We start from the raw sequence: 18,256 nt of genomic DNA, 5'->3' as shown, positions 1-18,256 counted from the left end.
CATCCATAAAGGTTTTTTACTTAGGACAGCCTTGCTGCCGCTGCCCCATCTACGACCTTGAGTGTTCCCCCACACAGGAGGAACAAGCATGAAACTCAGATATACCAATACGCTGCTGCTGGGCGGCCTGCTCTGGCATGGACAACTGCATGCCGGCATTCAGTTGCTGGAAGATCCCGATATTGCCGCTGCCACAGAACTCGCTGTCGACTGGCAACGACAAGCGGGCAACAACGGCTTTGCCCTGGGGCTCAACCAAGCCGTCTTTGGCGGCGAATTGGCGCTGGAACTGCAAACAGACGACCGGGATGCCCCCTGGGACAGACATGAGAGCCGCGGCTGGCAACTCGGCTACAAACAACCGCTGGCCACAAACGGCTTATCTCAGACTCTGGCACTGGAGCTGGGGCGTCATCACAGAGATGGCTGGCAGGGTCACGCCCTGGTCAGTAGCGATCTGCCGATTGCCACCCAGGGCTTCTTTGTGCGCAACAACTTAGGGCTGAGCCTGGAGTCGGGGGAAGGTCCGGCAATGATTTTTGGCCTGGGAGCCGGCTTCAAAGTTCAGCAGCAAACTCTGCTGTTTGAAAACCAGTATCTGGGCCAAGGCGACTATGGCTACCAGCTACTCTGGCAAAACCAACCCAACGCCCATTGGCAGTGGCAATTGGGTTATGGCAATCAGTATGGCGGTGGCGCCCGCCAATTTGGCGCCGGCATACAATTTTTCTTTTCTTGATAGCTCATTGGGAGAATGACCTATGAACAGCAACAACATCATACTCAACCTGCACCTTATTCTGGCCAACAAAGACGCCAAGGCGATGCAGATGCTGGCATCCGAGCTGCATCCGGCGGACATAGCCGCCGTACTGCCGACCTTCGACAGCCAGCAAACGGCCTCAATACTGACCCTGTGCCAGCCCAAAACCGCGGCGGCGCTGCTGCGGTATCTACCCCATCAGCAGCAAAAGCTGCTGGCGGAAGCACTGGATCATCAAACCCTTGGGAAAATTATCATGGAGATGGCGGCAGACGAGCGCGCCGACCTCTATAACGAGTTGGATGTTGAGCAGCAAGCGCTGCTGCTACCCACTCTGGCCAAGGCGGAGCGCGAGGATATGCGTACCCTGGCGGCCTATGATGACTCCAAGGTTGGCTCCATTATGACCTCTGACTATGCCCTGCTGCGGGTCAATCACACCGCGGAAGAGGCTATAGACAGCCTGAGGAAAGTTGCCGCAGATCTGGAAACCATCTACCAGACCTATGTGGTGGATGAGCGCGGACGCCTGATAGGCAATGTGTCGCTGCGTCAGCTCATCATCGCGCCCCCCAAGGCATTGGTGAAAGACTTTATGAAAGAGCAGACCATAGCCATAGAAGCGGAAGCCTTCAAAGAAGAAGCGGCGCAGATGATAGCCCACTATGATCTGCTGGCGCTGCCTGTGGTCAACGGCAAAGACCAACTGGTCGGCATAGTCACTTATGATGATGCCATGGATGTGGCCAGTGCCCAGGCCGATGCCGAATTCAACAAACACGGCGCCGTGGGGCAGTTGGCCTGCTCTTTCAAGGAAGCCAGTATTGGCATGCTCTATCGTAAGCGAGTCTTTTGGCTGGTGTTGCTGGTGTTCGGCAATGTGTTGTCCGGCACTGGGATCGCCTACTTTGAAGATACCATTACAGCTTATGTTGCTCTGGTATTCTTCTTGCCACTGCTCATCGGCAGCAGCGGCAACGCCGGTTCACAGTCTGCCACCTTAATGGTCAGGGCTCTGGCCACCGGGGAGGTCGTCCTCAAAGATTGGCTGTCGCTACTGGCCAAAGAGCTGCTTGTGGCCGGCTTGCTGGGTGCCACCATGGCCATTGCGGTATTTACCCTGGGTTATTGGCGCGGCGGCGATATCGCCCTGGTGGTCGCCCTGACTATGCAACTTGTGGTGATTATCGGCAGCCTGATAGGCATGTCCCTGCCCTTCTTGCTGAGTAAGTTCAAGCTGGATCCAGCGTCGGCCAGCGCGCCGCTGGTGACTTCGATAGCCGATATCATAGGTGTCATCGTCTACTTCAATGTCGCCACCGCTATTTTGGATTTTCCGCCTGTCAGTGGTTAATGAACCTTGGCATAACCTATGGAAACCCAGGTTATGCCGGAAAACGCCTTGTCATGGCTCAACAACTTCATTCAAACTCACCAAGACTCGGCGGGTAACAATATAAGCCAATAATCAGCCAAGCAAGATCCCAGGCTTTCCATCCAAGGAGCGGGCAATGGCGCGCCGCTCCTCGGCTTCAGTGAAATCTTTGCTCAGAATGCTATCCACGTAGAACCACTCGCTGACCACCTCTTCGCTGCTGAAAGTCAGCGTCATATAACCCCGGTTCAACAGGTTGGCGTATTTAAGGTCGTCCACCAGCCCTACAACAGCCGCCTCTGTCGCCGGGATCTGCTCTGGTGGCAGGTTGAGGTAGTACTCAAGCCCCGGGGAGGAAACCGAACTGGTGGCAAACTCAACCCCAACCATATTGCCATCTTTGTCCTTGAGATCATTGGCCCAGGCATTGTGGGTATCACCGGCAATCACCACCAGGTTTTTACCCGAAGCCCGGGCAGTGGCCAGCACGACTTCACGCTCATAGGCATAGCCATCCCAGGCATCCAGGTTGTAGGGGATCGACGGCAGTTGCAACAGCGCCAGCACTTCCGGCGTCAGCTTGGCCTGGTTGGCAGCCAGATAGGTCAGTTCCGCTTGGGTCAGCGTCGGATCGCCGGCCTGAGCACGAGCCGCCAGCTGCGCCAATGCCGCCAACTCGGCAAACTGCGGAATAGGCAGCTGCTGCGTGGCTATCGCCGCCGGCAACATCATCCGCCCCATCAGTATCTGCTGCCCCAAAAGCTGCCACTTGGCGCTGGATTGCAACAGTTTTCCCTGCAACCACAGCAGTTGGGTCTGGCCCAGAAGCGTACGCTGAGTGTCGGTCACGTCGGCGAGAAACTGCTGATCGTTGAAAGCGCCGGTAGCCGAATCCAGATAGTTGCCATAGTCCAACTGTTTGTCACGGGCTAACACCCGGGTATCCAGCATATGCAGATCCAGCAGATCGCCGAAGCTGAAACTGCGGTAGATCTCTTCATGATTGCCCTCGCGCCATGGGCGGATAGGCAGCCATTCGAAGTAAGCCTGCAATGCCGCCTGTTTACGGGCGTCGAAGTCCCCTTCCCCTTGGTTATGGTTTTCGGCACCATCCTTCCAGGTGTCGTTGGCCACTTCGTGATCGTCCCAGACAGTAATAAACGGCAGCTTGGCGTGCAGCTTCTGCAAACTGGCATCGCCGCGATACTGGCCATAGCGGGTACGGTAATCGCTCAAGGACAGCAACTCTCCCGCGGGTAGTACCTCACGGCCCAGCTCGGCGGCATGTTCACTGGCATAACCACCACGACCATATTCATAGATATAGTCGCCCAAGTGCAGCATGGCGTCGAGATCGTCCCGCTGCGCCGCCAATTCATAGACATTGAAGTAACCGGCCGGGAAATTGGCGCAGGACATAACCGCCAGTTTAACCGAATCGACCGCGCCCTCGGGCAGGGTCTTGGTCATACCGACCGTGGATGTCTTATCACCCGTCATAAAACGATAGAAGTAGCGGCTGCCGCTCTCCAGCCCTATGGCATCGACTTTAACCGTGTAGTCACGTTCGGCATTGGTCACCATTTCACCTGTGGTCACCAAGTCGCTGAAGGCACCATCACGAGACACCTGCCAGGATACTCTGACATCCCCCGCCGTTTGCGGTGTGACCCGGGTCCAGATAATCACGGCATCCTGAGTGGGATCACCGCTGGCGACACCATGAAGAAAATCGGCGGCGACAGTATTGTCATCATTGTCACTGGAGCAGCCCATCAGGCCATATGAAAGTACGGCGGCGCCAACACCTTTGGCAGAGAGGGCAAGAAAGTCACGACGGGAGAAGTTACGGGTCATTGTTATTATTCCTTTAAAAACGCTTCATCATGCTGGTATGAGGTCGGATGTCCAGATTGTGAAGTTAAACTATTACACAATTGTGACAATTAGGTAACCATGTATTGATATTCAAATGAATTCAGTCAGTTAAACAAAATAATGCCAGCTTTAGGCCAAGGCGCTTGCAGCCTACAGTGGCTGAGGGCAAAATGCCTTACAGGACAAATAATTAGCCCTGCCAGGGCCCTGCTGAAGGAACAAAACAATGAAAGTCAAAGACATCATGAGTACCCAAGTGGTGTGTATCAGTGATGGCGCCAGCGTCAAGGACGCCCACCAACTGATGCATTCCCGCAGCGTACGCCATCTGCCGGTGATATCAGAAACCAGCGGCACTCTGGTAGGGATACTCACTCATAAAAAGATGATTGCCACAGTAGTCAATCTACTGACTCGTTATGGCCAGGGAGCACTGGAACGAAAGGAACGTGGCACCCTGATAGCCGATCTGATTGAAACCGACTTTGAACCACTCATGGCCGATGCGCCGCTGACTCAAGTGGTGGATTATTTTATTGCCAACAAACATGGCTGTCTGCCTGTAGTGGACGAGCACAACAAGGTGCAGGGCATAGTCACCTCTTCTGACTTCGTCAAACTGTGCCGGGAATTGCTCAAGGCCTGAACCCATCAAAAAAGCGTGCTTAGAGCACGCTTTATTGGACAGAGCTTTTGCTTTTGGCGCAAGCTGAACCTATTGAATGAACCGGGTCTTAGAGCTTAGGCCTCTGGCTCTATCTTATTGATACTGCCCTTATAGCCGGTTTCATCCACCGCCTTTATCAGCGCATCCATATCAAAGCCTTCAGGCACTATCACTCTGGCCTGCTGGGTCTTGAGCGAGGACTTGGCCTTAATAACGCCCTCTGTCTTGCGCAGCGCCTTGTTGATTACCGTGACACACAAAGGGCAGGTCATGCCTTTAACATCCAGGGTAACCACCTGATTGCCCGCCCAGGCAAACGGCGTACACAGCAGCAGTAAAACCAGTAACAAGCTTCTCATTCAAACACCTCTAACAGCCAAGGTAATACAAAAGGGTAAAGCTGAAACGCCAAGACCACAGGCACGGCCAGCCAATAGAGCAGCAACATTCTGGTGCGGCTCATGGTCGCGGTGCACAGAGGCTTTTTGGAGAAATACAAACGCCAAAAGCCCAGCAGGATCAACAGAGTCGACAACGCCAGCATGGGTATTTGCAGCCAGCCCAGCTGTTCAATGCCCGACAGCGAGGCTGCCGATACCCCAAAAACCAGATAGATCAGCGGCCCAATACAGCACAGGCTGGAGGCGACGGCGGCAACAACGGCTGCTGCCAGTGTCGCCAAAAACCCCTTAGAGCTGTTCTGTTGACTGGAAATCATAGGCGAAAACTTTAGGGTCATAGTAGTTCACAGGGTCGCCATCCACTTCGGCATAAGGGTAGCCAAAGTTGTTCAGCGGCGTCTGCTCGGCCATAGGCGCCAGATCGAAGTCGCGACCGAAGTTGAAACCAACCCAGTTCATCTCCCAGTTACCGAACAGATAGTCGTTGACCGCCTGCACATCGGGATCCTGGTGTTGCTTGTTCTCGGTCAAACGCATCTTGGTCACATCCGCAGGGTCGGCCGGCAACCAGCCGTAACCCGCCAGATAGAACATGGCGCGGCAGTGCTGACCACCACTGACCTTGGCCAGGCCATAGGCATCACTGCTGCCGAAGGCTTTCTTGGAGTATTTGCCCATCTTAATAGCCTGTCCTACCCGGATCCCGAACATCTCCCGCGCCGGAATACCGGCGGCACGAGCCAAGGCCACAAATACCGAGTTGATATCAGTACACTTGCCCCCCAGTTTGCCGCTCTCGAGAATAGTGGCCACATCACCCGTACCGCAACCGATAACGTCGTTGTCGCGGAACATATTGGCGCTGACCCAGTTGTAGATGAGACGGGCCTTTTGCAGCGGATCGGTTTCCTTGCCAACAATCTTGTCTGCAGTCTGCTTCACTATGCCATCAATGGGCATATGCTTGGTGGGCAGCAGATAGTGTTCCACATCCACCGGGTACTGGATAGTTTCGGGGGCGCGATAATGTTCGAGTTCACCGTTTTTCAGCGGTTCCCAGTCGAGGGTTTCCAGCTCCATCACCAACTGCAGTTCCATCTTGCCTTTGGCATCAGGCCAAGTGGCAAATAGTGTCTTGGCGCCATAGCTGTTAGCGGCAGTGATGTAAGCGTCCTGGAAATTGCCTTTGAAATTCAGCTTACGAACTTGCTGAAACTGGGTGTCTTCCACCAGCGGGATCCACAACTTGACCACGCCCTCTGAGCCCTCGGGTGCAATCAGTTGGTAATCTTGAGTCAGGGTGAAGTGTCTGCGGCCGTCGGCGGAATAATGCTCGACGGCCTTGGTCTTCGATGTGGCCGCCATCACAGGGCTGATGATACCGGCCGTCGACAAAATAGCCGCAGTTTTTAAAAAATTGCGTCTTTGCATTATTCGATTCCTTACGTTTGATTAACAGACGAGTCAATGAGGTGCCCGCTGGCGGGCAGAAGCATTATAAGTGGCGGCCCCTGGCACCGCAACAAAGCCGCAGACACAGGGTTAGTGTAGCCAGAGTCATCAGTAAGGTGGAATAATAAGAAAAATTAACAAGTTTGCGAGACAAAACAACCATATTGGTCATCTTGTCTCGCCTTACGTTTACCAATGTAAAGCCGGTATTGCAGACGGAAAACCGGCGCCGGATCACATTCTTACCTGGGCTTATCTCAGCCCCACTTCCACGTCGCGGATAATGAAGTTACCCGAATAAAGCGGATGGGGTTCACCCAAAGGCTCCAGGGCAAAGAAGCGCTTGTGCTCTTCACTGAGCCCCTCGAAGCCGCCTATCACCTGATAGAGCCAGCTTTCCGGATCCCAGGACAGCTGTTGCTGCTGCAGATATTCCAGCGCCGAAGTGTTGCGGCCCGAGTCAATGACGGCGCAGAAGTACTCATCTACCGCCTCTTTGAGCGGGTTATCCGGCATATCAAAGTCTTCCTGAGGATTAACCGCAACCGGCACGTCGTGCTCCTGCAACCTCTTGGGCAGATGGTCACGACTGATAGCCTTGATACGGGCCACCATCTCCATCAGTTGCAGTTCCTGGCCGCTGTTATTCACATCCACAGATGCCGGTGCCAGCAAGGCCTCGGCATGATTGAACAACACAGGCACCTGCTTGTGCGCCACATGGTCGGCTACCTGATAGTCGGGGTGCAAATCTGTATACAGCAACCAGCCTTTGAGCAAACGGGTACGACCGCGGATCTGCCTGAAGCGTCCCAGCAATTCCAGCAGACGCCCCTGCACCACGCTCAGCTCCTGGGTGCAATCGCTGAGGGTCTCCTGCAACATGGTCACCAGCAGGCGGCGCAGTTCACGGATATCACCGGCAATTTCGCCAAGCTCGGTAAACTCAAACAGCTCCAGGCCGTTAAGCAGTTCCGATACCTGGCTCTGGGCCAGCTCGTTTTCACGGATCTTGGCGTTAATTGAACCCACATAACCGAACTCATTATTGATCCGGCCCCAGAGCACACGAATGGAGTAACGCAGGCTCTCGGTGAAGCTGAATACGTGTTCGGTCAAGTCCGCCAGATAGGCCTCGGCGGCGCTGTAATCCACACTGGCGCGCGCCTCACGGTAGTGATTGGCCAAGGTCTTGATGGTGGCCAGGGCCGAACCGACGTTGGCGTTGATCTGGCGGTTACGCTCATCCTTGAGGCCCTCTTCCAGCAGGGCCCTGACATTACGCGACAATCTGAGCGGTTCGTCCGGCTCGGGACGCCAAAGAATACCGTTGTCGGTAAGCTTCTTCAGCAGCGCGGGTTCCTGCCGGGTCTCGTCCAAGCTACCGGAGAGATAGGCGTCCATCACCAGTTCGGCGTTACGCCCAAGCAGCCTCAGCAGCTTGACCCCGGCCTGATGCAGGTTGCTGCTCATATCAGATCCCTCTGGGTGGCAGTTTCAGCCTGAGCCTCCAGACTGAGGCCCTCGGTTTCATCGATAAAGCGGATCACTTCGTAGAGGTAATCCAGCTTGCCGGTGGCGATATAGATCTGTTTTTCCGGATTCGGCCGCACCAGATAACCCAGCTCCTGCAAGCGCTTGAAAACCAGTTTAATCTGGCCATCGACACTGCTTGAGCTGGAGCCGAACAAGCGATACTGGCTCAGCTTGGCCAGTTGCTCGCGAAACGCCGGCGTATCCTCAATGCGGCTCTGCAATTCGGTAAGCCGCACCGCCGCGCCTTCAGTCAGGGGCGCGTCCTGGCCGCTGGCTTCCTGCACCAATACCAGCCATTCCACCATGGGGATCAACGCCTGGCAGATATCGCGAAACTGCGCCGAAATCACTTTGCGCTCGTCCTCCCCCAACTGCAGATAACCACAGAAAAAGACTTCGCCCTCGGCGGCCTGGGCCACAGTGCGGTTGATTTGGTTGAGATAGGCCTCGACTCTGTCACGGGTGGCCGGACTCTTGAGTGAACGCCAACCTTCCTCATCCGTGGTGCGGCAGATAAATTCACCCTTGAGCAGACGTTCAATCAGGGCGCCTGAGCCGACGATGGTACTTTGCAATTCGCTCATTACACCGCCTCCTTGGCCAAGCGCTCAGAGAGCTTTTGCGCTATGGGATCGACCTTGGGTTTAACCACCTGCAGTCGCTTGGTCTGCTTGTTGATGATGTAGCGATTGGCAAACAAATTCAGTACCTCGGACTCAGGGTTGGGGAAAGCACCCAACACGCTGATATTGTTGTTTTCACAGGCATCGAAGATCTTCTTCACGTTAGCGTGGTGCAAGGTGCCCAGCTCATCAATCGGCCAGTGCACAGTGACATCCGCCTTGCCCCGCAGCAAACGGGTAAAGGCCAGCAGGAACTTACAGAGGATCAGATAAGCCATACCATGACTGGATGACTCGTTGAGCTGACGGTCGGTGCGGATCACCAGATCCGAATTGCCTTCCTTGAGGCGCAGCTCAATCTCCAGCAGCTTGGCGATGCCGCCGGTCAGGGCCGAGCGGCCTATGATATCCAGCGCCCGGCGCATGCTGTTGGTATAGTGCTCATCCGGCAGGCCGGTGAAGCCTTCGGCCTTCCAGGCGCGGAACGCCTTAACGAACTGCTCCAGCTCAGGCCAGAACTCCAGCTCACTGATCCGCGAGCGGATCCTGACCGCAGATTCAGAGACGCCTTCAAGAAACAGCTCCTCCCCGACTTCGCGGGTAATACGGGCACTTTGGGAGGCAATACGGCGGTCGATATCGGCCAATACATCGTAAAAGGCAGTCAGGTCGACACCGAAGATCCGGCCCTGTTCACGCAGCGCGGTAATCGACTGCGGCACCATCACATTGAGCAACTGGGCCAGATGCGGCACCAACTTGCGGTAATCCAGCAGGCGTATGCCCTTGTCATTGACAGAGCTGGACTCTTCACGGGCCTTTTCCCAGAACTCGGATAGGCTGGAGCCTGACTTGCTGGCAATCACCTGATCGAAATGATCCACATACTGCCTGACCGAACCCAGCAGATGCTCGCGCTTGAGCAGCAGCTCCTCGCCCTGACGCAGACGTTCACCCAGGCTACCCTGAGGCTCTTCATCGTTGCGCGGCAATTTCAGCTCGGCCAGCTTACGCAGCAAGGCGCGCAACTTGGTGAGGTTTTCCGAGGCCTCTACCTGAGCGGCATCAGACTGGCGCCTTTGTAGCTCCAGTTGCTGGCGGGCATGTTTGACTTCGTTGGCCTTGGTTTTCAGCTGCTGATCCAGCTCGGAGGCGGCGCGCTTGACTTCGCCCAGGTCGGTCACCAACTTGGGTTTACGCACCAGCCAGGTATGCTGATACCAGTCGTCATAGCGCAGCACTTCACTGCGACGCTGCTCGGCAGCGGCAATGGCACCTTCCAGCTCACGGATCTCCCGCTTGAGGGCGAGAATTTTGTCTTCATCCACCCCGCGGGACTTAAGCTCATTCTTGTACCACAGCTCGCAGGCTTTTTGTTCCTCTTTGGCACGACTGCGGCGCTGATTGATGCTCTCTTTGAGCTGCTCCAGATGCTGCTCCAGCGCGCCAACCACTTCCTGCCAGTAGGCGTTCTTTTCCATTCTGGCATCCAGCGCCTGCTCTTTGAGCTCCTCCAGCCATTCCAGGTGCTGGTTACGCAGCTGTTTCATCTCCTGATCCAGCAGCGTCAGGCGTTTACCGGCCTGTGCCTTACGCTCAGCCAACGCCTTGTTGATCTGCTCCTGCACAGTGCGGCGCTCCTCGAACAGACGCCGCAAATCGTCACGCAAATTCTTGTATGCCGTGCGGGCAAAGGTCAGCTCACGGTTCAGTTTATCCAGTGCTTCGTTGGCCTGCACCAGGCGCTCTTCCGCTTCTTCCTGCAGCCCATAGGCGTTTTGCAGGGCATCTTCGGCCTTGGCCAGCTTTGCCCTCAGCTCAGGCTCTGAACTGGCGTATTCGGGGATTTCCAGCGCCTTGAGATCCAATGAGATCCCAAAAAGGCTGTCACTTTCGGCGCCGACATTGGGGTGCAAGTCGGTGCGGTGCAGCAAGTCGGGATGTACCACCTTGCCCAGGTGCTGCTCCCAACCCGGCACTTCTTTTCGCAGGAACTCCAGCAAGGTGTGGGACTGAGGGAACAGCATGTGTTTGAGATCGTCCAGATCGCCCTGGCGCTCCGTGACTCTGAGCGCGGCAATTCTGAGTGATTCGCTGGCCTGATCCCTGAGTGAGCGCTGTTTGCGCTCTTCGCTCATCAGCCGCTCCACCTTGGCGTTGGCAGCCTCCTGCTCGGCATCGGCACGGTCGATACGCTCGTCGAATACCGCCAGGCTGAGCTTCTCCTCCTCGGTATAAGTCACACTGTCGACCTGCAGCTTGAGCTCGGCCGCATTGAGCTTGAGTTGGTACTCCTGCTCCTGGAATTTGGCCTTGCCGTTTTCCTGCTGCTCACGGAATTCGGCATCGAGGCGCGCCAAGTCTTCCCGGGCCACTTCACGCTGCTTGTCGCGGGCCTCGCGTTGCTTATCCAACTCTTGTTGCAGCTTTTCCAGCTCCTTGTTGAGCTGTTCGCCAATCTTGCTGCGGCGGGCGTTATAGGCGGCTTCTATATCCTGATGCTTCTCTGTTTGCAGCTTGTGTCTTTCGCTGAGGTTCTCAAGATCGCTACGCCACAACGGCAGCTGTTCCAGATTGGCCTTGGCCTGTTCGATATCGGCATCGAGAAACGCCGCATGTTGGTTTTCGATGGCGTCGAGTTCATATTCCAGCTTGGCGACATCGCCCTTGGCGGCAGACAGCTCCTGGTTAAGCTCATCGCGCTGCTCTTTCCACTCATCGTCCAATGCCTTGAGACGGAAGTTCAGCTCCCGCGACAGGGTCTGATTTTGCTCCTGACGCTGGGCCTCCAGCACTTCGTCATTGCGATAGCCCTTGGCCAGGCTGCCAAGACGCAGTTCGGCCGACAGCAGCTCGTTGAACTCCTGCTCCAGCTTGTCAAATTCGGGACGGATCTGCTCGAACCCGGCGATCAGCTGGCTCTCGCGGATCCAGGCCTCGACGCGTTGTGGATTAAGCCTTGATGCCGGCGGGTTAACGCCATCCTCTTCCAAAATGGCGGCGATCATCGACTTGACCGTTTCCATTTTGCCTTCTTTGGAATGCACCGCCTTGGCCAGTTTTTCGATATGGCGCAGTGAATGGTCGGCCTCGCACAGAGAGAACAAACGGGCATAGCTGCGCAGCTCTGTGCGGCTGGAACCTGTGTTCAGCAAGGTACGGTCATTCTGGATGATGGCGCGAAACTCTCGGGTATTCAAAAGCTTGGTATGGTTCACTCCGGCGCGTTTCATCTCGCTGCCCAGTTTAGCCATGGTATGGCACAAAATAGTGTCGCCGTTTTGGGACTTGATATAGTCTTCCAGTTCAAATCCCTTGGCGATAAAGCGATAGTTGACCCCTTTGCCATCGCCGGCCGAGGCCAGCACCGCCTGATACAGCAAGCCATCACTCTTTTGGTATTCGTAAATGATATAGCTGGATTCTCTGGGCAGATACCAGCGCTCGAAGCTGTCACGGGTCGAAGGCACGACCCGGCTGGGGTATTCACCATAAAACACAGGCACCAGACGCTGCAGCGTGGTCTTGCCCGAGGCGTTGGTACCACAGATATTGGTATGACCATCGAGCTTCAGTTCCACCACGCCCGGCAGATGGGTGTCGATCAGCACTATTCGAATCAAGCTTGGCATATAAATCCTTATGCAGACAGCAAGCGCCAAATAGCCAGAGGCCCCGGCACTCGCGGCAACAGGCGGGCAAACCGCCTCAATACAGCAAAACCCTTAAATTAATGGAAAGCCCCACCCTTGGCAATTGAAGGGCCGGTAAAGAAAGCGGGATCCGCTGCGGGTATCAAAGAATATTATTCAGGTTTGAACAGGCCTATCACTTCACCGGTCGCCTTGTCGCTGACCTTATCATCGGTCTGCTGCTCGCGGTAATCACACTCGACACACTCGACCGTTTCTATGCCGTTCTCCTTGAACAGCACTATGCTGTCCTGGGCCTGACATTTGGGGCATTTGGCTCCGGCCACAAAGCGTTTCTTGATCCTGTTCATCTTCTGAGTCTAGTTGATAAGCAATGGCATTATTTTGCCATATCTGTGGCCGCTGTGGCGCATTTTAAGCAGCGTTAGGACAATGTTTGTGCCATTAAGAAATAACCCATATAAAACCAGAAGGTTACAGCTGAATGTTGAAGGAAATATGTAGCAGATTATTTGGGATTGAGTCCAGACAAGGAATGGTATCGCGCAATTCCAATACCATTCCACCAGGAAGTTCACTTAACCCAATGAGCCGGCATCATTGAGTGGCAACACAAACTTTTATGCGGAGTACTATCAAGACAATCTGGCCAGGGTCTCCTGCACCTTGCGCAACCAATTGCAGTTATCACATTGACACTTGCGCCGTGACAAATGGTGCGGGCTCAGGCTGGAATCGACAAAGTCGACCGCTATCAATAACTGCTGCTTCAATTCTTCGAGTGATTTCTGCTCCAGATCCACCAGTTCATCATTCTGATTCATCCAGATACATTCCATTCCCTGATGACAAAAGTTACAGCGCTCATCCACCGGATTATAGAAACCCGCATGGGGACAATGACGCAATTCCATCGACTGTATCACCCTGGGACGGGCATACTCGAACAATTCGATCAGCTCCTGCTTATCTGGCACTGACATAAGGCCTCCAAATCTCTTCTGCCACTGCGGCTTGTTGCAAACAGGTTACTCTGGGGAGGGCGCAATGAAATTGATATAGGTCAAAGTGCCGCCCAAAAGGATACGCTAGGAAGCCTGGTTCTGAGCTGGATCCCAGAGTCACAACTTGCCGCTGTTATCCCTTGCTGTTTTAATGAGCTTCTGCTTGTTGTTATTTTGTATCCTTGCTTCTGCCAATGGAGAAATCGCTTGCAAACACCTGAGCTGCAGCACTTTTATATTTCGGAAGAGCAGTCTGTCTATCTGCTCAAGGCCGATGACGCTCGCAAACACAGAGCCTGGATCCGCCTCTGCCGCCAGCAACTGATCAAGTTGGGCTATGACGATCCGCAACTGATAGGCAAAGGTGCCTATGGTTTTGTGTTCGCCGGACGAAACCGCCATGGCCAGGAACATGTATTCAAGTTCTCCCGTATTACCCTGCCTCAGCAGGTGCAGGACAGACTGGAAGAAGAAGCCTTCATGCTGTCTCAGGTCAATCATCCCAATGTGCCGCCACTGATAAAGTTCGACAGAGTCGGGCGCCAGGGGATCTTGGTGATGGCCAGAGCTCAGGGCCAGGATCTGGATCAACGCTGCCGCCGCCAAGGCGCCTTGCCTGTGGCGGAAATCATGAGCATTGCCAGGCAGTTGGCGGATCTGCTGCAGTATCTGCGCAGTGGCAGACCCTTGGTACACGGGGATATCAAACCTTCCAACCTGGTTTATGACCCAGAGGAAGATAAGCTGTCTTTGATTGACTGGGGCTCGGCAGTATTTGCCCAGCGCGATGCCGACAACCGCCCGGTTGGCGGCAATGTGATGGAGTTAATGTCGAGCGATCAGCAGCATACCAACGCCCGCATGGGCGATGTTTACTTTATCGGCGATGAGCAACTCTCGGGGGCGCTTTCCAGCCCCAGGTTTGATGAACAGGGGGTTGCCGCCACCCTCTATGCGCTGGCGTCCGGCCAGGCCAGCCGCTTCGGTTCCCAGGTGATCCCGCCCACCAGCATAGGTCTGCCGCTAGAATTGGCCAGGATCCTCGAGGGGATGTTGGGCTCGGATCCTCTCACCCGTCTCAAGGCCGGCGACTACTTCCTGCGTAGCATGAGATACAGCCAGCATCTTTTACTGCCGCCGCTGCCACAGGAGCTGAATGCCGAGATCCCCGTCTGGGTACAGAAGCGGGCCCGGGACGTGGAAACCGTCAGCTACAGTTCGCGTAAGTCGTTTCTGCGCAGCCATCATCCGGACGCCGATGCCGAGGCTATTCGCGCAGAAGATATTCAACTGGAGAAGTACTACCGCAACTTCCTCGCCGGTATGGGAGACACAGAGAAGGGCTTTATCGCTGCCGTCGGCCGCCTAGGGCAGTATCCGATTGTGGGTGGCTTGGCGATTCATTGGCAGGAGACAGGCGTCTATATCGACTCCAACCTGGCGCTTTATGATGAAGAGCTCAGGCCGGCATTGATTCAGGCGGTCAACAACATGGTGACCCTGGCCCGGGGCATTCATCGCATAGGTATCTTCAAGGCCTGTTTCTTCAACGCCAAAGATACCCTGCACCTGGAGCGCAGCGCCCCTGCAGAGCAGTTCAAGGCCAAAGCAGATCAGCTGCTGCCCTTTGAGGTGGGCGATGTGCCGACACTCGAAGATCAATCCCGGCTGCACTCCTACTTTGAAGATGGCCGGGATCCGGATGAAAACCTGGAGCTGCCTGCGGAAATCATGACAGAGCTGGGCTGGCTCAACCAGATACACCACACAGGCTGTATCATCTTCGAAGCCCTGCCAACCCATATGAAGATCCACAGTTATCTGAGACTGCTCAACCCTAGAAAACAGGCGCAGTTTCGCGCCTGTCTGGACAGGATCCTCAGTCATGTCGACAAGATCCAGGGCCAGGGGGTCTCGGGGTTTATGAAGCTACCCTATAAAAATACCCGCAGGTTCGAGCACCTGCAGCGCAAGCCGGAGCGCTTCTATCCGAGAAACCCCAAGAGCGGTGGTTAGTCGCCGTAAGTAGTGGTCACACTCAAGCGGCGCTCATTTTCAAGATACTCACGGGCCACGGCTTCCAGGGCTTCACTATCCAGTTGCCCCAGCATTTGCCTGCGCTGTTGCCAACTCAGCCAACGGCCCGGTCGGCTCTGGGCCGTTGCCGCCAGATCCAACCAGAAACCGTTGCTGGCAGGTGCACTATCCAACCACTGCAACAAGGGCTGGCGCGCCCGCTCCAATAGATCGCTATCTATGCCGCCCTTGGCCTTGACTCTGGCCTCGACTGCGGCAAAGCCCTGTTCGGCCGCCTTCAGCTTGGCTGCATCTGTGACGGTAAACAGTCCCAGATAACCGTAACCTGTTGGATGCCAATCGAAATGATTGAAGGTATAAGGCGAATATCCGGCACCAGCTTTTTCCCTGACCTCTTCATTCAACAAAATGCCCATCACCTGTTCGAGTAACATCAGTTCACTGTGGCGTCGAACATCCTGCATGTCGGTTGTCGGCCACAGCCAGGCCAATGCCGCCGAGTTCTCGGCGCCTCTATGGAAAATCTGTCTCTGAGCCGGCACCTTGGGAAATACCGGCCGCTCGAAGGCCGGGGCCTTGGCAGGATGCCGCTTGATGGCACCGAATGTCTCGGCAACCGCTTTTATCCCCTGAGCCTCATCGAAATCACCTACCAGCGCGATTTCCAGCATTCCCTTATCCAGTGCCGATGCCAACACCTTGGCAATTTCAGAAAAGTCCCGCTGCAATACCTGTTCTTCCCGGCCGTAACCATAACGGTGATCGCCTGGGTGCAGGAGTCCACTCAAACCATCCCAGAAAGCGCTATTCGGGTTGGCATTACGGCTCTGGCTCTCTGCCTTGACTTGTTGCCGAAAGAGGGTAATGGCTTCCTGGCGCCAGCCCGGTGCGGTTAAAAAGGCGGCCTGTAACCCCAGCTGGGTTCTGAGTTCAGCGGCATTGGTATGGGTGACGCCGCCAAAGCCTTCAGTACTGACTCCTATATTTGCCGAAATGTCCTGCCCGGCAAAGATATCCGCCAACTGTTGCCAGGAGTGCTGCTCAAGCCCGCCGAGCAGAAAGGCGCTGTTAAATAGGGTGCCCAAACCCTCTTGGCGCGGAAATGGCAAATCACCGAATCCCAATGACAAGCTGACGGCCACATTGCTCTGCTCAAATTCGGTAGGCTTGAGGTTGAGCAGAGTCCCATTGGCAAAACGCAACTGGCGTATTCCGGTATCGGGATCCCTGTTGTCGGCGACAATTTTGCCCGGTTCCCCAAAGCTTTGATAAGCAAACTCGCTGGCTTTTGTGCTTGTATAGGGGGCAACGGGCTGCAGCTGACTCTGCTCATATGCCTTCAGCAATTGTGTTTCTACATCGACGGGGATCTTGGCAGCGGAGAGATAGATACCGGGTTGCCCCTGCCAAAGCTCTGCCAATGTCTGTTGGATAAGAGCCGGGGTAATCTGCGGCGCCAAGGCCTCAAAAATGGCCAGTTGATCTGAGGGGGCCAACATCAGCATGTCGTTGGCATCTAATGATACCAAGACTTCTGCCAAGTCGAAGCTATGAATGGTATTGCTACCGGCCAGATTGCGCTGGTAGTGCTTGTGTTCGCTCTTCAGCGCTTGCTGCAGCTCGTCGCTGCTAAAGCCGTATTGTAGGGCCTGACGTATAGTCTGCTCCAGCAGAGCCACGGCTTGCGGCCAGTTGTCTTCCTGGGTCTCCAGCGCCAGTTCCACCCTTACCGCAGTGCCAAACTCTGTGCCCAACTCAACAGAAGCATGGCTTACACCTTCCTCGGCAAACAGGTGTGACTGCAATCTCTGATAGAGCATACTCCCCAGCAGCGACTCGAGTATCATCTGTTGACGGAGCTCAATACTGTCAGGCTTTGGTGTTCTGGGAGTCAGTACCCCCAGAGAGACTTGAGTCGACAAACGAGGATTGAAGAAAGCGTCCGCCTGAGGCTGCTTTCTGACCACAGGCGGTGAAAGCTTCACCCGTGCCGGGGCAACCGCCTGAGGGTGCGGCTTCCAATCGGCAAACAACTGCTTGATTTGAGCCTCGGTACGGGCGATATCAAAGTCGCCTACCAGGATCAGTGTTGTTCGCTCAGGAGTATAGAAACGCTGGTATAAAGAGCGCAACTTGGCTACATCTGCAGCCTTGATGATATCAGCCTCACCGATAGGTAAACGTCTTGGCAGCAGGCTCGATGGATACCAAAAGTGCAGCTGATTACGATAATTTTCAAACTCAGCCGACTGATGCTCCTTGAGCTCGGCCAACACCACGGCTTTTTCCTGGGCAAGTGCCTTGGGATCCAGAGTGAGTCTGTCGGCAATCTCCCGCATCAGCATCAGCCCGGTATCCAACTTCTGCTCATCCCCTTGGGTGATGTTGAACTCATAGACCGTCTGTTCGAAATCAGTCACTGCATTGGTATCGGCGCCAAAACTTAAACCAAGACGTTGCAATCTTGGGATCATATCCCCTTCCGGGACAGCTGCCGAGCCTTTGAACGCCATATGCTCCAGCAAGTGCATCAGCCCCTGCTCATTTTCCGCCTCAAGCAGTGAGCCGGAGGCGATCCGCATCCGCATCACTATGGCGTTGGCCGGCGTCTTATTGTCCACCAATTGATATTTAAGACCATTGTCCAGTTGGCCCTGATGAATGCGAGGGCTAACGCTTAGCCCTTCGGCCTTGGCAACGAAGCAGAACAGCAGCAACAAGCTGCCGAGCCAGGCTCTGAGAAACAGGATTTTTGGCATAACGAATTCCCTCAAAAAAACAGAGGTTCGGTGCAAAAGGGCCCGAACCTCTGGAACATGAAAGATGCCAATATAAGACAAGAAATTAATTGTGTCACATAATCAATA

General features: G+C 55.0%; 14 protein-coding genes. 4 read left to right on the top strand and 10 right to left on the bottom strand.

The window, feature by feature from the left end; genetic code table 11:
- Window positions 1-88: 88 nt before the first annotated feature.
- Together ACMHXE_RS19030 and mgtE are read left to right on the top strand one after the other, a co-directional pair.
- Entirely contained in the window at window positions 89-739 is a 651-nt protein-coding gene (locus tag ACMHXE_RS19030) for a hypothetical protein (protein ID WP_101056003.1), read from the top strand.
- Window positions 740-761: 22 nt separating this feature from the next.
- On the top strand, window positions 762-2,117 hold the full coding sequence (gene mgtE / locus ACMHXE_RS19025) for a magnesium transporter (protein WP_101056004.1): 1,356 nt from the start codon (window positions 762-764) through the stop codon (window positions 2,115-2,117).
- A 114-nt stretch (window positions 2,118-2,231) separates the two neighbouring features.
- On the opposite strand, the gene ACMHXE_RS19020 is transcribed toward mgtE, so the two are convergent.
- A complete protein-coding gene (locus tag ACMHXE_RS19020) occupies window positions 2,232-3,995 on the bottom strand; it encodes an alkaline phosphatase D family protein (protein ID WP_101056005.1) in 1,764 nt (587 codons plus the stop codon).
- Between the two features lie 247 nt (window positions 3,996-4,242).
- Here ACMHXE_RS19020 and ACMHXE_RS19015 point away from each other — a divergent pair, with 247 nt between their 5' ends.
- On the top strand, window positions 4,243-4,662 hold the full coding sequence (locus tag ACMHXE_RS19015; protein ID WP_101056006.1) for an HPP family protein: 420 nt from the start codon (window positions 4,243-4,245) through the stop codon (window positions 4,660-4,662).
- A 95-nt stretch (window positions 4,663-4,757) separates the two neighbouring features.
- Here the strand turns inward: ACMHXE_RS19015 and ACMHXE_RS19010 are convergent, their stop codons facing one another.
- The 8 genes from ACMHXE_RS19010 to ACMHXE_RS18975 all read right to left on the bottom strand — a co-directional run bounded on the left by ACMHXE_RS19010 (window position 4,758) and on the right by ACMHXE_RS18975 (window position 13,331).
- Entirely contained in the window at window positions 4,758-5,042 is a 285-nt protein-coding gene (locus ACMHXE_RS19010; RefSeq protein WP_101056007.1) for a heavy-metal-associated domain-containing protein, read from the bottom strand.
- Window positions 5,039-5,356 carry a mercuric transporter MerT family protein gene (locus tag ACMHXE_RS19005; RefSeq protein WP_101056041.1) on the bottom strand — a complete coding sequence of 106 codons (318 nt, stop codon included), beginning with the start codon at window positions 5,354-5,356 and terminating at the stop codon, window positions 5,039-5,041. Before ACMHXE_RS19005 ends, ACMHXE_RS19010 begins: the two co-directional genes overlap by 4 nt.
- A gap of 16 nt (window positions 5,357-5,372) precedes the next feature.
- Complete coding sequence (locus ACMHXE_RS19000; protein ID WP_101056008.1) at window positions 5,373-6,515, bottom strand: transglutaminase-like domain-containing protein; 1,143 nt, start codon at window positions 6,513-6,515, stop codon at window positions 5,373-5,375.
- A gap of 273 nt (window positions 6,516-6,788) precedes the next feature.
- The gene (locus tag ACMHXE_RS18995; RefSeq protein WP_101056009.1) at window positions 6,789-8,009 is read right to left on the bottom strand and encodes a phosphoenolpyruvate carboxylase; all 1,221 of its coding nucleotides are present in this window, start codon (window positions 8,007-8,009) and stop codon (window positions 6,789-6,791) included.
- On the bottom strand, window positions 8,006-8,656 hold the full coding sequence (locus ACMHXE_RS18990; protein WP_025011291.1) for a hypothetical protein: 651 nt from the start codon (window positions 8,654-8,656) through the stop codon (window positions 8,006-8,008). The genes ACMHXE_RS18995 and ACMHXE_RS18990 overlap by 4 nt, the downstream gene beginning before the upstream one ends.
- Window positions 8,656-12,327, bottom strand: coding sequence for an ATP-binding protein (locus tag ACMHXE_RS18985; RefSeq protein ID WP_101056010.1), 3,672 nt, complete (start codon window positions 12,325-12,327; stop codon window positions 8,656-8,658). Before ACMHXE_RS18985 ends, ACMHXE_RS18990 begins: the two co-directional genes overlap by 1 nt.
- A 173-nt stretch (window positions 12,328-12,500) precedes the next feature.
- On the bottom strand, window positions 12,501-12,698 hold the full coding sequence (locus ACMHXE_RS18980; protein WP_039034984.1) for a YheV family putative zinc ribbon protein: 198 nt from the start codon (window positions 12,696-12,698) through the stop codon (window positions 12,501-12,503).
- A gap of 285 nt (window positions 12,699-12,983) precedes the next feature.
- A complete protein-coding gene (locus ACMHXE_RS18975; protein ID WP_101056011.1) occupies window positions 12,984-13,331 on the bottom strand; it encodes a hypothetical protein in 348 nt (115 codons plus the stop codon).
- A gap of 228 nt (window positions 13,332-13,559) precedes the next feature.
- Here ACMHXE_RS18975 and ACMHXE_RS18970 point away from each other — a divergent pair, with 228 nt between their 5' ends.
- Window positions 13,560-15,368, top strand: coding sequence for a protein kinase domain-containing protein (locus ACMHXE_RS18970; RefSeq protein ID WP_101056012.1), 1,809 nt, complete (start codon window positions 13,560-13,562; stop codon window positions 15,366-15,368).
- Here ACMHXE_RS18970 and ACMHXE_RS18965 read toward each other — a convergent pair.
- On the bottom strand, window positions 15,365-18,148 hold the full coding sequence (locus ACMHXE_RS18965) for a M16 family metallopeptidase (protein WP_101056013.1): 2,784 nt from the start codon (window positions 18,146-18,148) through the stop codon (window positions 15,365-15,367). The two genes, ACMHXE_RS18970 and ACMHXE_RS18965, sit on opposite strands and share 4 nt — an antisense overlap.
- Window positions 18,149-18,256 lie beyond the last annotated feature (108 nt).

Source organism: Shewanella sp. BJSY2023SW007 (assembly GCF_047314525.1).
GTDB lineage: Bacteria > Pseudomonadota > Gammaproteobacteria > Enterobacterales > Shewanellaceae > Shewanella > Shewanella chilikensis.
This window is presented reverse-complemented; position numbering and strand designations above follow the sequence as displayed.

What these genes read in the sequence shown, in the direction of transcription:
- ACMHXE_RS19030 (WP_101056003.1), top strand. Translation starts at nt 89, where the DNA reads ATGAAACTCAGATATACCAATACGCTGCTGCTGGGCGGCCTGCTCTGG.
- mgtE (WP_101056004.1), top strand. Translation starts at nt 762, where the DNA reads ATGAACAGCAACAACATCATACTCAACCTGCACCTTATTCTGGCCAAC.
- ACMHXE_RS19020 (WP_101056005.1), bottom strand. Translation starts at nt 3,995, where the DNA reads ATGACCCGTAACTTCTCCCGTCGTGACTTTCTTGCCCTCTCTGCCAAA.
- ACMHXE_RS19015 (WP_101056006.1), top strand. Translation starts at nt 4,243, where the DNA reads ATGAAAGTCAAAGACATCATGAGTACCCAAGTGGTGTGTATCAGTGAT.
- ACMHXE_RS19010 (WP_101056007.1), bottom strand. Translation starts at nt 5,042, where the DNA reads ATGAGAAGCTTGTTACTGGTTTTACTGCTGCTGTGTACGCCGTTTGCC.
- ACMHXE_RS19000 (WP_101056008.1), bottom strand. Translation starts at nt 6,515, where the DNA reads ATGCAAAGACGCAATTTTTTAAAAACTGCGGCTATTTTGTCGACGGCC.
- ACMHXE_RS18995 (WP_101056009.1), bottom strand. Translation starts at nt 8,009, where the DNA reads ATGAGCAGCAACCTGCATCAGGCCGGGGTCAAGCTGCTGAGGCTGCTT.
- ACMHXE_RS18990 (WP_025011291.1), bottom strand. Translation starts at nt 8,656, where the DNA reads ATGAGCGAATTGCAAAGTACCATCGTCGGCTCAGGCGCCCTGATTGAA.
- ACMHXE_RS18985 (WP_101056010.1), bottom strand. Translation starts at nt 12,327, where the DNA reads ATGCCAAGCTTGATTCGAATAGTGCTGATCGACACCCATCTGCCGGGC.
- ACMHXE_RS18980 (WP_039034984.1), bottom strand. Translation starts at nt 12,698, where the DNA reads ATGAACAGGATCAAGAAACGCTTTGTGGCCGGAGCCAAATGCCCCAAA.
- ACMHXE_RS18975 (WP_101056011.1), bottom strand. Translation starts at nt 13,331, where the DNA reads ATGTCAGTGCCAGATAAGCAGGAGCTGATCGAATTGTTCGAGTATGCC.
- ACMHXE_RS18965 (WP_101056013.1), bottom strand. Translation starts at nt 18,148, where the DNA reads ATGCCAAAAATCCTGTTTCTCAGAGCCTGGCTCGGCAGCTTGTTGCTG.